Origin of the sequence: Rhizobium laguerreae (genome assembly GCF_002008165.1) — a bacterium.
Classification (GTDB): Bacteria; Pseudomonadota; Alphaproteobacteria; order Rhizobiales; family Rhizobiaceae; genus Rhizobium; species Rhizobium laguerreae.
In genome coordinates, this window is the sequence record NZ_MRDM01000014.1 from 425,372 (window position 1) to 438,622 (window position 13,251).

Below are 13,251 nucleotides of genomic sequence, written 5' to 3' on the forward strand. Positions count from 1 at the left end.
ATGTCATGCCGATATCCTCTTTGTTTCTCTCGTCCGCGGCCACAGGATGACGGCAAACAGCAGCGCGTAGATCAAGGCTGCTGCGACATAGACGATGCGGGTGGCGAAGGATTCTGCAGCACTCCCCGGCAGAGGCGAGACCCCGAGGCCGAACAGGATCAGGAATGTCGTCAGGGCGCCGGCAAAAACCGGTGCTTCCTTCGAGCGGACAGCCGCGCGCCCTCCGATGAAGAGGACGACGACGAGAACGATGAGGAAGATCGAGAAAAGATTGGGGCGCAGCGATAGCGCGGCATAGGCAATGGAGGCGAGCACGCCGCCGAAGAGATTGACGAGCACGAGCCCGATCGCCGCTCGTGCGCTCGCGGCAACGTCGAGCTGCCCCAGCAGCGACGCCACGGTGATCGGAATGACCACCGCAACGGTCAGGTTGTCGCTCGTCAGGCAGATCACGACGGAGCCCAGAAGGATGACCGTGTTTGCCAGCGCCCGACCCAAGGCCAGCGGCCGCTCGTCGGTCGGCGTTGCCTCGACATTCCGGGAGAACGGCTCGGGAAAGACAGCATGAGCGAGCCACATCAGAACCGTGCCCGACAACACCGCGACAACAAGGATGGATAGGATGGAATTGGCGAGCTCCCTGTTCAGGATGCCGAGCAGAGGCACGATGATCGAAACGACGAGCACGAGAAAGACCGCCGCTCCTCCCTTTCCCGTCGACTGTGCGGCGAAGCACACGAAATAGGTCAGCCCCAGGATCAGCAGAAATGGCGCCGGACGGTCGCCGAGCACGTTTGTCAGAACCATCATTGCCGTCCCCGCGATCAGGACGACCATGGCCGCGCCGATTGTCTTCGCAAGCGGCATGGGTCGTGAACTCCCAAGCAAAAACTGAGCGGCAAAGAGCGGGCCGAGGAAAGGCACGATGGCCCCGGCATAGACCGCGAACGTGAAGCCGATGGAGACTGCGAATGCGACCCGCAGTCCCTTGCGTTTCTGTTCCTCGACGAAGAGGTCCCTATCAGCTGACATAGGTCAGCACCGACATGATGCGGATCCAGAGCGAGCCCCAGGCATTGGTGACCGGGTTGTCGCCGGTGTAGATGACGACGGTCGCCTGCGAGCCATAGCGCACGCCGCCCTTCGGCCTCTGCGCCTCCTCGATGATGAGCCGGACCGGAAAGCGCTGTGCCTCCTGGACCCAGCCGCTGTCGTTTCGGATCGTCGGCAATCCGGTGCTCGGGTCCGTGCTGCCTTGCGATACGCCAAACCCGACGCTCTCGACCGTTGCCGGAAACAGCCGGCCGGGAAGCGCGTCGAAAAGAATCTCCGCTTTGTTGCCGACGGCCACCTTCTCCAGGCTGTTTTCCTTAAATGCCGCATTGATCCAGATGGTGCCGGCGTCGATGAAGGTCATCGCTGGCTGGCCGGCCGAGACCACCTTGCCGATGGTGAGCTGCAGGTTGGTGACCACACCGGCAGAGGGGGCGCGTACCGTCGTCCGCACCAGATCGAGTTGTGCCTTCTCTAGTCCGGCAAGGGCGGCACGCAGTTGCGGATTGTCGTTGCCGGCCGGGCCGAGCTGCTCTTTCGCCTTGGCAAGGTCGGCCTGCGCCCCGGAGACGGAGGCTTCCGCCTGGTCATAGGCCGACTTGGCCGCATCGAACCGGGCCCTGGAAAAGACGCCGCGTTTCACGAGCTCGGTTGCCCGGGCAAACTGGTCGCGCAGATTGTCTCTGTCGGCCTGCACCTGAACGAGCTTGGCCTGTGCGGCGTCGACGGTCGCAGTCGATGCCCCGATCGACTGGCCGACGCTCGCGAGCGCTGCTTCGGCTTCGTTGACGGCGAGCTCATAACGCTCGGGATCGATACGAAAAAGAACCTGATCGGCCTCGACCCGCGAATTGTCGGTGACGCCGACTTCGATGACCCGACCGGTGACTTCGGGGGCGATGCCGACGATATAGGCTTGGACCTGAGCCTGCGAGGTCGATGGCGTGCGCCGCTCCATGAAGATGGAGAGGACGAACAGGACGAGCGCCAGGAGGAGAACGATGAGTGCTATCCTGCGGAGTGGATTCCGAGGCGTTGGGGAAATGGCAGGCTCGTCCAAGTCTTCGGAAACCACGGCAATATCCTTCGGAGGCGTTTCGTTTCGTGGAAGCGCAAATTTCAGCGCCGGACATTTGTCGCGATGGTCGTTACCGAGCGATGGAACGCAAGTAGGTAACCGTAACATACGCTACGCCTGGCGATGGTTTGCCAGCGGCCTGGTCGCGCGTATCAGCGAGCGGGTGGCGGCACCGAGGCGTGGTCGAGCGCGCCTTCTATCTCCTTGGAAAGTTCTGCGATCAGTTCCCGGTATTCGACGACGCGCTCGTTCCGCTTCGGATCGGTCGAGACATTCCATTTCTCCAGTTCCGATTGGGCGTCGGCAAAGTCCCTGCAGATTTCCCGGAAGTCCTCGTTGCGGGCAGAGAGATCGTCGATCGCCCTGATCCTCGCTGGAAACTGCCGACGGACTGCGGTCACGCCTTCGTCCATGGTCCACTCCTTACCGGCATTCGAGACGTCGCCACTGCAACGTGTGCCTGATCCCGATCTTCATGGACGACGATCGGTTCGTGGAGTATGTTACCGTAACATACGGTCTGGCAGTGATGTGACTCCACGGGGGATTGGGGACAGACATGCAGACATCGATACCAGCAGAGGGGTCTGCTGCATCCATTTCTTCAAGGCCGGCGCCTCAAGCCGACGATATCAGCGAGCAACTGGAACGTGTCGTCTCCAGCCCTGAATTTCCAGGCGTCGGTCGCGCGGCAGCGTTTCTCCGCTATGTCGTCTCGGAAACTCTCGAGGGTCGGGGCAACCGGATCAAAGCCTATTCGATCGCGATCGAGGTGTTCGGCCGGGATCCCGGCTTCACCCAGGACGACCCGGTGGTCAGGATCGAGGCCGGACGGCTGCGGCGGTCGCTCGAGCGCTATTACCTCGTTGCCGGGCAGGATGACCCGGTCAGGATCGACATCCCCAAGGGCGGATATGTTCCAACCTTCGCCTGGTCCTGCCCGGCGTCAGTCGACATTGGAGACGAAGACGCTGGCGAAACATCACCCTTTGAGGTTCGCCCCGGACGCTGGTGGCGCGCAAGGCGGGTCTTGTTGCCGGGTGCTGCCGCGCTCGCTGCAGTGGCTATTTCGCTCTATTGGATCGGGGCGCGGTCTCCCGCTCCGTCGCTCGAACGCGTTGCAAGCCTGTCCCCCGATCGGCCGGCCCTCGTCGTGGCCCCGTTTGCCAATCTCGGCGAAGGGCCGGAGGCACAGCTCTACACAGCTGGCCTGACTGAGGAGCTGATGACCATCCTGCCACGGTTCAAGGAGATCAAGGTCTTCGGCCGCGAAACGTCCAAGTCCCTCCCAGCGGATGTGGGCGCATCGGAGATCCGGGCTGAATTCGGCGCACGTTATCTCCTTGCCGGCGGGGTACGCATGTCGGGCAAGCGCCTTCGTGTAACCGCGAGGCTGCTCGATACGTCGGACGGCGAAATCCTCTGGTCGGAGAACTATGACAATGATCTCGCATCGGGAGACCTGTTTGCGATCCAGACGGATGTCGCCAGAAAGGTCGCGACCGCCATCGCCCAGCCCTACGGGGTCATGGCACAGGTCGACGCCGCCAGTCCGCCCCCGGATGACCTCGGTGCGTATGAGTGCACTTTGCGCTTCTATGCCTATCGTTCCGAACTGAGCGCCGAAGCGCATGCGCGCGTCCGGGATTGCCTCGAGGCCGCGCTCGCGCGGTTTCCGAACTACGCGACCGCTTGGGCAATGCTGTCGATCGTCTATCTCGACGAGGACCGGTACAAGTTCAATCCGACACCAGACCAGCATACAGCCATACAGCGTGCACTCGATGCCGCCAGGCGCGCAACGCAGATCGATCCGAACAATACACGCGGACTTCAAGCACTGATGACGGCGCTGTTCTTTGACAGGCAGCTCGCTGAATCACTGCGTGTGGGCGAGCAGGCGCTCGCCACCAATCCCAATGACACCGAACTGATGGGCGAGTTCGGAACCCGGCTTGCGATCGCTGGCCAGTGGCAACGTGGAGCAACCCTGCTGGACCAGGCCATCGCGCTTAATCCAGGCAGCGGCGGCTTCTACCACGGAACACGAGCCCTGGCCGCCTACATGCTCCGCGACAACCAGACCGCCGTGCTGGAGATCAGACAGGCGAACATGCAGAAGTTCCCTCTCTTCCATGTTGTCGCCGCCGTCATCTACGCAGAGGCTGGCATGATGGACGACGCGCGCCGGGAAGGACAGGTGTTCGTCAGCATGCGACCTGACTTCCTGCCGAACATTGTAACGGAACTCGCAATGCGCAACATGCAGCCCGAAGATCGCGATCGTCTGATCGAAGGACTTCGCAAGGCGGGGATGACAGTGCCCGATCCCGATGCAATCGCGTCGACCGCCGCCACCTCGGACCTGCAACCCCGCTGATACTGTCTTCCCGACCGTAACATACCCGATCATACGGGCACGCCATCTCGTCTTCGCATAGTCTGGCCTCAGTGCTGACTTCGACCGCCGCGGCGTGCGGCGTCGAGGCCCGTACCAATTTGACAGGGCTATGAGGAACGCCAGTGAGCACAGCAAAATGTCGTGACGGCCGAATTCAACCAAGCCTTTCCCCCGGTTTGAAATGGATCTCGGCTCTGCTGCTGCTCTGCGCATTGGCCGGATGCGGAGGCCACCCGAAGAACGTCCTCATCCCGGTTGCCGATAGCGCGCCGAACGCCGCCAAGGTCGACATGCTCGTGACCACGACGCGCAGCCGCTCCACGATCCAAGGCGAAATGTTCACCGGCGAGCGCGCACTCGCCCCGGCCTTTGCCGACATCACCGTATCCATCCCGCCTGCAAACGTCCGCAAGATCGGCGAAGTCGCCTGGCCGAGAAGACTTCCATCCAATCCGGCCACCGACTTCGCAACCTTGAAAGCCGAGGAGATCACGCGCGACGACGCCAAGAAATGGCTGAGCGCCTCTGTCAGGAAGAGCCGCGACCGCAGCGTGCTGGTGTTCATCCACGGCTTTAACAACCGTTTCGAAGATTCCGTCTATCGCTTCGCTCAGATCGTCAAGGATTCCGGCGTGCACAGCGCGCCCGTGCTGGTGACATGGCCGTCGCGCGGCAGTCTGCTTGCCTATGGCTATGACAGGGAGAGCACCAACTACACGCGCAACGCATTGGAGACGCTCTTCCAGTATCTCGCGAGGGATCCAGAGGTGAAAGAAGTCTCCATCCTCGCCCATTCAATGGGCAACTGGCTGGCGCTGGAAGCGCTTCGCCAGATGGCGATCCGCAACGGCCGCCTCCCTGCCAAGTTCAAGAATGTCATGCTGGCCTCGCCCGACGTGGATGTCGATGTCTTCCGCCAGCAGATCGTCGACATGGGCAAGCAGCATCCGAATTTCACCTTGTTCGTTTCGCGAGACGATCGCGCGCTCGCGGTATCGCGCAGGGTATGGGGCGACGTCGCCAGACTCGGCGCCATCGATCCCGAGCAGGCCCCCTACAAGAAGGAACTGGCCGACAACCAGATCACGGTCATCGACCTCACCAAGGTCAAGGCCGGCGACAGGCTGAACCATGGGAAATTTGCGGAATCGCCCGAGGTCGTTCAGCTCATCGGCGCGCGCATTTCCGAGGGCCAGACGCTGACCGACAGCAAGGTCGGGCTCGGGGACAAGATCCTCGCCGCGACGACAAGCACGGCCGCCGCCGCGGGTAGTGCCGCCGGCCTGATCCTTGCCGCCCCGGTCGCCGTCGTCGATGCGGATACCAGAGATAATTACGCCGGCCAGGTCAGCGGCCTCACGGGTCCCGTGGGTACGCGACCGAAGGGGTCCGAGTGCACTGCCGCGGGCCGATCGAAGGAGGTATGCAGGCAATAGCGCTTTACCAACCGGCAGACGCAACAGCTTCATCGAAATTAGGATAGACGATGCCTTTACTTCCCAAGATCCGCATGGTCGGGCCGCTTCTCATTGGGGCCACCCTGGTATGCATTCTCCTTTGTGCCTCCATTGCCGTGGCGCAGAGCACGACGCCTGCGAGCCCGCAGCCTGAAAGTGTCCAGCGCTTTATCGGCATGTTCTCGGATCCGGATGTCCAGCGCTTCCTGCAGCAGCAATCGGAAGCAGCCAAGGCCGTGACGGAACCGCCTGTCGCAACGCCGAACGGCGACCCTTCATTTTCGGAATTTGCGATGCGGTTCCGTGTCCACGCTTCCGGCCTTCTCGGGGCTATCCGGTCCTTTCCTTCGGAGACGATGCGTGGTGCGGCCATACTCGACCAAGACGTCCAGGCGAACGGCGGGACGCGGCCGATCTTTCTGGTCGCTGCCTTCGTCGCCGTCGGGCTGGCTGCGCAATGGCTGTTCTGGTGGATCAGCGCCGGCTGGCGCTCATGGATGACACGCGCGCCCTTCGCGACGGTTCGCCAGAGGGTGATCGCACTGGCTGCGAGGCTTCTGTGGGCGGCATGTTTCGTTCTGTCGTTCGGCCTCGGCAGCATCGGCTTCTTCCTCTTGTTCCAATGGCCGCCGGTCGTTCGGGAAATCGTCGTCGGTTACCTCTTTGCGATCGTGGTCTTCCGTCTGGCAAGCGCGCTTTTCGACGTGCTTCTGGCGCCGCGAGCAGAGGAGGAAGCCCGGTTTCGTGTCGTACCGATTACGAGGGATGCCGCCGGCCACTGGGCGAAACGCCTCGGCTATCTCGTCGGCTGGTATGCCTTTGGCTGGGTGACCATCCGCCTGCTCGGTACACTCGGTTTTTCCGTCCCCGCCCGGCAACTCGTGGCCTATGCCCTCGGCCTCGTGCTGCTCGTCATCGGCATCGAAGCCGTCTGGAGACGTCCGTCCGGATTGACGGCCGGCCAGGCCAGCCGCATCGGCCTGCGGGCGCGAAACTGGCTCTGGACGGTCTACTTCGTTGCCGTCTGGCTGCTGTGGGTGGTGGGAGCGATGAGGCTGTTCTGGATCGCGGTGGTCTGTGCGGCACTGCCCGGCGCTATCGCCCTTACCAAGGCGTCGGTCGACAATATCCTGCGCTCTTCCGAGGACGAAGAGGACGGCCCCAAGAGAGGCACCGTCGTCTCGGTGATCGTCGAGCGCGGCATCAGGGCGGCACTGATCGTCGGCGCCATCATTCTGCTGGCGAACGCCCTGGATATCAGGCTGACGCAGATGACGATGCAGGATTCGCCGCTTCTGCGCCTCGTGCGCGGCCTCCTCAGCGCCGGCATCATTCTGCTCGTCGTCGACCTCGCCTGGAGCGTCGTGAAGGTGCTGATCGATCGCAAGCTTGGCGACACCGAAACCGTCCTCGAAGTCGGCAGCGAGCGGGAGCGGCGGCGCACACGTCTCAGAACCCTGCTGCCGATCCTTCGCAATTTCCTCATGATCCTCTTCGTCGCCGTCGCGATCATGATGGCACTGTCGTCGCTCGGCGTAGAGATCGGCCCATTGATCGCCGGCGCCGGCGTTGTCGGCGTTGCGATCGGTTTCGGCGCACAGACTGTGGTCAAGGACGTGATCAGCGGGATGTTCTACCTGCTCGACGACGCTTTCCGGGTGGGCGAATATATCCAGAGCGGCAGCTACAAGGGCACCGTCGAATCCTTCAGCCTGCGATCGATCAAGCTCAGGCACCACCGCGGCGCGGTCTATATTGTCCCCTTCAGCGAGCTCGGTGCCGTGCAGAACATGAGCCGCGACTGGGTCATCGAGAAGATGACGATCACCATCACCTACGATTCCGATATCGAGAAGGCTCGCAAGATCATCAAGAAGATCGGCCTGGAGCTGTTCGAGGATCCGGAGTTCAAGCCGACGACGATCGAGCCGCTGAAGATGCAGGGGATCGACAGCCTGGGCGACTCCGGCCTGCTCCTGCGGATGAAGGTCATGACCCTTCCCGGCCAGCAGTTCACGCTGAAGCGTCGGGCTCTGCGGATGATCCATCAGGCGTTCAACGAAAACGGCATCAAGCTCGCCGTGCCGACCGTTCAGGTCTCGGGCGGCAAGGACGACGCTGTTGCAGCCGCTGCCCAGCAGACGCTCGCAGCACAGAACGCAGCCGCCGCCGCAAACCCGGCCTGAGGGCCGAACCCTTCAGGCCATAAACAAGACACGAGCAATGGGAGCAAATGAAATGAAGATCCTGGTCATCCTATCGCACATGCTTTCGACACTTGCCGTGCTGATGATGGTCTGCGCACCCCTTCTCGTTCCGGCGACGGCCGAAGCCGCACGCCGCGGCGTGGCGGCCTGCGGCCCGAGAGGCTGCGGTGCTGCGGCCTGCGGGCCGCGCGGATGCGCTGCAGTCGGACGCGCCCGTCCGGCATATCGCCCTGCCGTTCGCCCGCCCGTCCGGCGCGGCGTCGTGGTCGTCGCCCCTCGCCGCTACTGGCGTCCGGGCACCGCCATCGCCGCGGGTGCTGCCATCGGCTTCGTCGCCGGAGCTGCTGCCGTTTCATTGGCAGGTACGCCGCCGCAGTCTGGTCAATGCTGGTACTACACCTCGCCCGCCAAGACGACGGGTTTCTGGGACGTATGCCCGCGCTGAGCGGCTCGCAGAAAGACTGGCGAGTCCGTTCGGTTCTCTTCTTCACCACCCTCCCCAAAGTGGGGAGGCCTCGATTTTCGCGTCACAAATTCTAGAGGGTACGTTCCATGGATTTCACAGTTATCGATGCCGCACTCGTCGGAAAACTTCTGTTGCTGCTTCTGATCGGCCTCGGGCCGAAGATCGCTCTGGTGCCGTTTCTGGAAAAGACCCACGCCTTCGATACCGAAACCAAAGTGCGCATCGGCCGCAAGATGGTTCTCATCGCCGTCGTCACGGCGCTGATCCTTTTCGCCACCGGCGCTCTGCTGATGCGGCTTCTCCACATCACGGGTGGCGCGGTCGCCGTCGCCGGCGGCATCATCCTCGCGCTGATCGCCATCAAGATGGCATCAGGACCGACAGAGAAGCCGCATGACGACATTGCGGCGCCCGTCGATCCAGACAAGCTGGCCGTATTTCCGCTTGCGGTCCCTTACCTGCTCAATCCTGTCGGCATTACGGTCATCATCATAGCCTCCGGTGAAGTCGTCTCGATCGCCAGCGCGATACTCGTCACCGCTCTGATTCTGATCGTCGGCGCGTTCGACTATCTGGTGTTCACCAACATCGACAAGCTCGCCAAGCGCATGAAGCCAGTCACCATGATCGTCTCGGAGGTCGTCTTCGGCATTCTGCTGACGGCAGTCGCGGTCCAGTTGATCGTCGCCGGGCTTGGAAATCTTGGCATCATCACCCCGACCGCTGTGCATTAGATTCGGCATCATGCCTGTCTACAGCTTTGTGATCCCTTGCGCGGAAAGCCTGGGGACTAAGGTCGTTTGCGGAGTGTAATATGCAATCAATTCGAACCAACTCAGCAAACCCGTTAAAAAACAGCAATTTCGAAAAATTTCGATTCAAGCGATCGTACGAAATCCCGACCTGGTCCGAGAGATCCAGCATCTGCCGTTCACCGAGGTCGGTGACCAAGCCACGAAAGATGGGGAACACGATCCAGAACAGGGTCAGGGCCGCGGTTGTCTGAGCTGCGAGGAGCCCGCGTAGATCCATGTTGCCGACGGCCCTGATCTTGACGTCAAGCTCGGCCTCCCCGCAGTCCTGCTATTCGTTGCCATAGCGCACGAGCCGGAAGGCTCAAGCCGGCGTGGCTGCGGCCGGCGGCGCACGCATGTTTTCCGGCCGATGCCGATCCGACATACCAATCGGATCGGCATTGGAGTTCATCGCATATCTAGCGTCACTCGACCGGTTCGAACTCGCCCGGCTTCCAGGTCTTGTCGAACCACGGCTCCAGGGGCCCATAGAGGCGAAGAAGGACGTTCCAACCCTTGCCGGGCACTGTCTGGACCCAGTTGGCCTCATGGCCTTTCGGCGCCGTCGGACCGAACCAGACATCGACGGACGAGTCCGCGTTGATCACGATGTCTTTCTTGTCGCTCCCGATGCTGGGGAATTGCCGGTCCGTCTGCAGCATCGAACGCGTCTGGTTGTCATACGCCACGAACGACCAGAATTCCTTTGCAGGAATGTTTGGCGGCAGGTGAATCTTATAGGTCTTGCCGCCGTCGAATGGCTTGCCGTCCTTGTCGGTCGTGGCGCCGGCATATTGCGAACCGATGCCGACGCGCTTTATCGCCATCGCCGGCGTGATGCCCGTCGCGTAGTAGTGAAACAGGACGCGCGCATCCAGATAGCGAACGCCGGGCTGCAGAAGAAACTCGTAACTGCCGCCGACAAAGCCGGTGAACCAGGCACTGTTCGGATAATAATAGGCGTCCTTCATGCGGGTCTTGAAGGTGATCGTGCGCGCCGTCGCATTGCCGACGGCCACGGCTTCGGTGAGTATCTTCTTCATTCGTTCGTCGGGCGCGAAGGGCTTTCCCTTTACGATGCCGATGGAGGCGAGTTGTCCCAGCACTTCCGGATGATAGGCTTCGTTCGGCTCGTACTGAACGATGGCGTTCACTTCCTCGTAGAAATGAAAATTATTGGCATGGATCGTGTTGAACTCCTTGCCTGAGACGTTGACAATCTTCATCGGCGGCGGATTGCCGGCCGCCGAAAGCGGATAGACCTTCGCGAATTTCCTGGTGTTTTCGACGGCCGCCGTCGTGCTGCCGCCTTCGAGGAAGCCGCGCCAGAAGAACAGGTTCCCGTAGGTCGACGACCGCAACACGTGATAGCCCTCGGGGACCACGCCCTCGTAGTCCGGCGGCAAGAGCAGGTATTTTCCACCCTTACCCTTGTCCGGGCCGGCATTGCCGACATCGCCGACATATTGGAACCAGTGGTTGTCGATCATGCCCAGGATGTTGGGCGGCGTCTCGATGACCAGCGGACCCGCCTTAGTGTCGAGCCACATGAGATTGTAAATGCTTTCGGTGTTGCCGGTCAGGAACAGCGAATGCGAGTCCATGAGATTTTCGAATATCAGGATCGTCTGGTTGTTGTCGGCGCCCTGGCTGACCAGTCCAACCCGCATAGCTTCGACGGATGCACCGGGCATCGCATTGAGAAAAGCATCCACGCCTCGCATGAAATCGAGATTGTCATAGATCTTCTCCGAAGTGGCGTCGTCCGGAAAGCCGTCAAAAAAATTCAGCTTGCCAATCCTGGTGTCGACGCTCTCCGGCGTGACGATCGAATCCGGTATCGGCGTCGCCATCTTCGTCTTCGGTGCTTCGGCGTACGCGGTTCCCCAGCCCATCAGCAGCACCGCGGCAGTAGCGTAAACCCGTCTCGTCGCGCGTTTCATTGCACTCTCCTTGTCGACCGCCCCGTCGGTCGTTTTTCATGAGGTCGCCAATCTGTGTGCATTCGGCGGCGCGCGGGGAAGTATGTTACGGTTACACGACCGTAGCTTACCGCGAGGCGCCCCCGCGGCTTCGGCTAGAACTTCACCGCCAGTCGCGTGAAGACGCCGTGCTGGGTGGCGTCGTACTGGAAGCCACCGTCCTCGTAGTCGGTGTAGAGGGCCTTGTAGCCGAGAGACGAAGCGAGCGTGTCCGTCCAGTTATAGCCGACCGTCGCGGTGCCCTGCAGAGTGATGTCGGAAGCGACGCCGAAGCCGCCGATGTCGGCCATGACGTCGACGAACCATTTGCAGTTGACGTCATAATGCATGGTGAGCCCGACGATCGGATCGGCCCAGCTTTGCGAACCGCTGCGGTCGATCGCCGGGAAGAATACGGGATCGATCCCGAGTTCCACCTTGTTGTGCTGGTAGCGAAGTCCGCCCGTCGCGTAGAGCTGCATGTTCGCCACGTTGACGGGCAGCTCGTAGCCGACAAGGGCCGTCGCCACGATCTGCGTCTGCTCGAAGTCGGCCGTTCCGCCGAAGGGGCCGACGTCGGCGTCGGTCGAAATCTTGGCCCACATGACATCCGTATAGAGAAGCCAGCTATCGCCTGCTGCTTGAAAGGATCCTGCGAACACGCCGTCCAAATCCTCGAGCACGTCCAGAGGCGAGACGTCGACTGCCGCCGCCGGCAGGCCGCGCACGCCGATGTCGCCATTCAAACCTGCCAGCCAGCCGTCGAACGTAACCTGGAACTTCCATCCGCTGTCGGCGACAACCAACCGAGGTTCCGACATGTCTGCGGCGGCCGCGGGTGCCGCCGCCAGTGCCAGAGCCAACCCGCAATAGACGCTTTTCATTTCGATCATGCAGCAATCCCGATCTTCCATGGCTCCGGCGGATGCCGGAAATGATTCCCGGTGCAAGGATAGCCAATCACGCCGGAAGCACCCGTATGTTACCTATTCCGTTTGTCCCTGCGGACTATTGGCGTGACCACTTCTGCGACTCGCAGACGACCTTCATCACACAGCCTTTGAGAGTAACCGTGTCGCCGGAGACGCTGATGGTGCCGTTGTAGGTCTTCTTCGCGTCGGGATCGGTGATCTTGCCGGAATAGCTGCCACCGCTACCTTCGAACGCGCCGATCTTCTCGCCGGTATGCTTGCCGCTCTTCAGCGTGATGCAGAAACCGCCGCCGCACGGCTCGATCGCGGCAGTGTCGCCGAGCGTCGTCTTCCAGTTTCCGACGATCGGCTCGGCTGCGCTCGCCAGTCCGGTCGACATCAGCAGCGCTGTGACGGAGATCAGGATGGGTTTCACGGTAAGGTCCTCGCATGGGTAGCCCGCCACCGGGCCGATGACCGAATGGATCACACATGCGCTGCCGACCGCAAGAAACTCGCGGTGTGTTACTGTAACCTACATGGTGCCGGCCGGGTTCTGTGTCATCTTCGTGACGACTACGCGGATGAGCGGGAGCCTTCGCGTCGACTGGCCGGGAGCCGATGCAATGGGATACGACACGGAGTTCGCCAAGCGCAAGTTTCCCGAGCAGGCGCTGGAGATCGAACAGCTTACCTCCCGCAATGAAAGCTTTCGGGAACTTTGCCACGACTTTTCCATCGCGGACCAGCTCGTGCAGGACTGGGAGTCGTCGATGGCTCCGGGGCGAGATGAACGTTACGCCGAGGCGCTCGAACTCAGGGATTGGCTCGGCAAGGAAATTCACACCATGCTGGATCTTGCCAAGGTCGTGCCATTCCCGGCCGCCAGATGAAACGCGCGATCTCCGCATCATCGGTACTTT

At 61.6% G+C, this 13,251-nt stretch carries 12 protein-coding genes; 6 read left to right on the forward strand and 6 right to left on the reverse strand.

The genetic code is table 11. The features are described 5' to 3' along the window. Positions 1 to 3 precede the first annotated feature (3 nt). The 3 genes from BS630_RS17850 to BS630_RS17860 form a co-directional block, all read right to left on the reverse strand. Positions 4 to 1,032 carry a DUF2955 domain-containing protein gene (locus tag BS630_RS17850; protein WP_077978446.1) on the reverse strand — a complete coding sequence of 343 codons (1,029 nt, stop codon included), beginning with the start codon at positions 1,030 to 1,032 and terminating at the stop codon, positions 4 to 6. Then, positions 1,022 to 2,128 (reverse strand): HlyD family secretion protein, encoded by a 1,107-nt coding sequence (locus BS630_RS17855; protein ID WP_077978447.1) that lies wholly within the window; start codon positions 2,126 to 2,128, stop codon positions 1,022 to 1,024. Before BS630_RS17855 ends, BS630_RS17850 begins: the two co-directional genes overlap by 11 nt. Before the next feature lie 155 nt (positions 2,129 to 2,283). Next, positions 2,284 to 2,544: a hypothetical protein gene (locus BS630_RS17860; RefSeq protein ID WP_077978449.1), complete on the reverse strand. Its 261-nt coding sequence runs from the start codon at positions 2,542 to 2,544 to the stop codon at positions 2,284 to 2,286. Between the two features lie 146 nt (positions 2,545 to 2,690). Here BS630_RS17860 and BS630_RS37670 point away from each other — a divergent pair, with 146 nt between their 5' ends. The 5 genes from BS630_RS37670 (at position 2,691) to BS630_RS17885 (ending at position 9,396) form a co-directional block, all read left to right on the forward strand. After that, a complete protein-coding gene (locus tag BS630_RS37670) occupies positions 2,691 to 4,511 on the forward strand; it encodes an adenylate cyclase (RefSeq protein WP_077978450.1) in 1,821 nt (606 codons plus the stop codon). A gap of 143 nt (positions 4,512 to 4,654) precedes the next feature. Next, positions 4,655 to 5,968 (forward strand): alpha/beta hydrolase, encoded by a 1,314-nt coding sequence (locus BS630_RS17870; RefSeq protein ID WP_077978452.1) that lies wholly within the window; start codon positions 4,655 to 4,657, stop codon positions 5,966 to 5,968. Between the two features lie 50 nt (positions 5,969 to 6,018). Next, positions 6,019 to 8,175: a mechanosensitive ion channel family protein gene (locus BS630_RS17875; RefSeq protein ID WP_077978453.1), complete on the forward strand. Its 2,157-nt coding sequence runs from the start codon at positions 6,019 to 6,021 to the stop codon at positions 8,173 to 8,175. A 52-nt stretch (positions 8,176 to 8,227) separates the two neighbouring features. Continuing rightward, entirely contained in the window at positions 8,228 to 8,641 is a 414-nt protein-coding gene (locus BS630_RS17880) for a hypothetical protein (RefSeq protein WP_077978454.1), read from the forward strand. Between the two features lie 107 nt (positions 8,642 to 8,748). After that, positions 8,749 to 9,396 (forward strand): MarC family protein, encoded by a 648-nt coding sequence (locus tag BS630_RS17885; protein WP_077978455.1) that lies wholly within the window; start codon positions 8,749 to 8,751, stop codon positions 9,394 to 9,396. A 485-nt stretch (positions 9,397 to 9,881) separates the two neighbouring features. On the opposite strand, the gene BS630_RS17890 is transcribed toward BS630_RS17885, so the two are convergent. From BS630_RS17890 to BS630_RS17900, 3 genes are all read right to left on the reverse strand, one after another. Beyond that, positions 9,882 to 11,399, reverse strand: a complete 1,518-nt coding sequence (locus BS630_RS17890) for a DUF1254 domain-containing protein (RefSeq protein ID WP_077978456.1) — start codon at positions 11,397 to 11,399, stop codon at positions 9,882 to 9,884. 134 nt (positions 11,400 to 11,533) lie between these two features. Further along, positions 11,534 to 12,310: a hypothetical protein gene (locus BS630_RS17895; protein ID WP_077978457.1), complete on the reverse strand. Its 777-nt coding sequence runs from the start codon at positions 12,308 to 12,310 to the stop codon at positions 11,534 to 11,536. A gap of 115 nt (positions 12,311 to 12,425) precedes the next feature. Next, a complete protein-coding gene (locus BS630_RS17900; RefSeq protein WP_051077434.1) occupies positions 12,426 to 12,728 on the reverse strand; it encodes a DUF2147 domain-containing protein in 303 nt (100 codons plus the stop codon). 73 nt (positions 12,729 to 12,801) lie between these two features. Here BS630_RS17900 and BS630_RS38675 point away from each other — a divergent pair, with 73 nt between their 5' ends. Next, positions 12,802 to 13,221: a hypothetical protein gene (locus BS630_RS38675; RefSeq protein ID WP_376766872.1), complete on the forward strand. Its 420-nt coding sequence runs from the start codon at positions 12,802 to 12,804 to the stop codon at positions 13,219 to 13,221. Positions 13,222 to 13,251 lie beyond the last annotated feature (30 nt).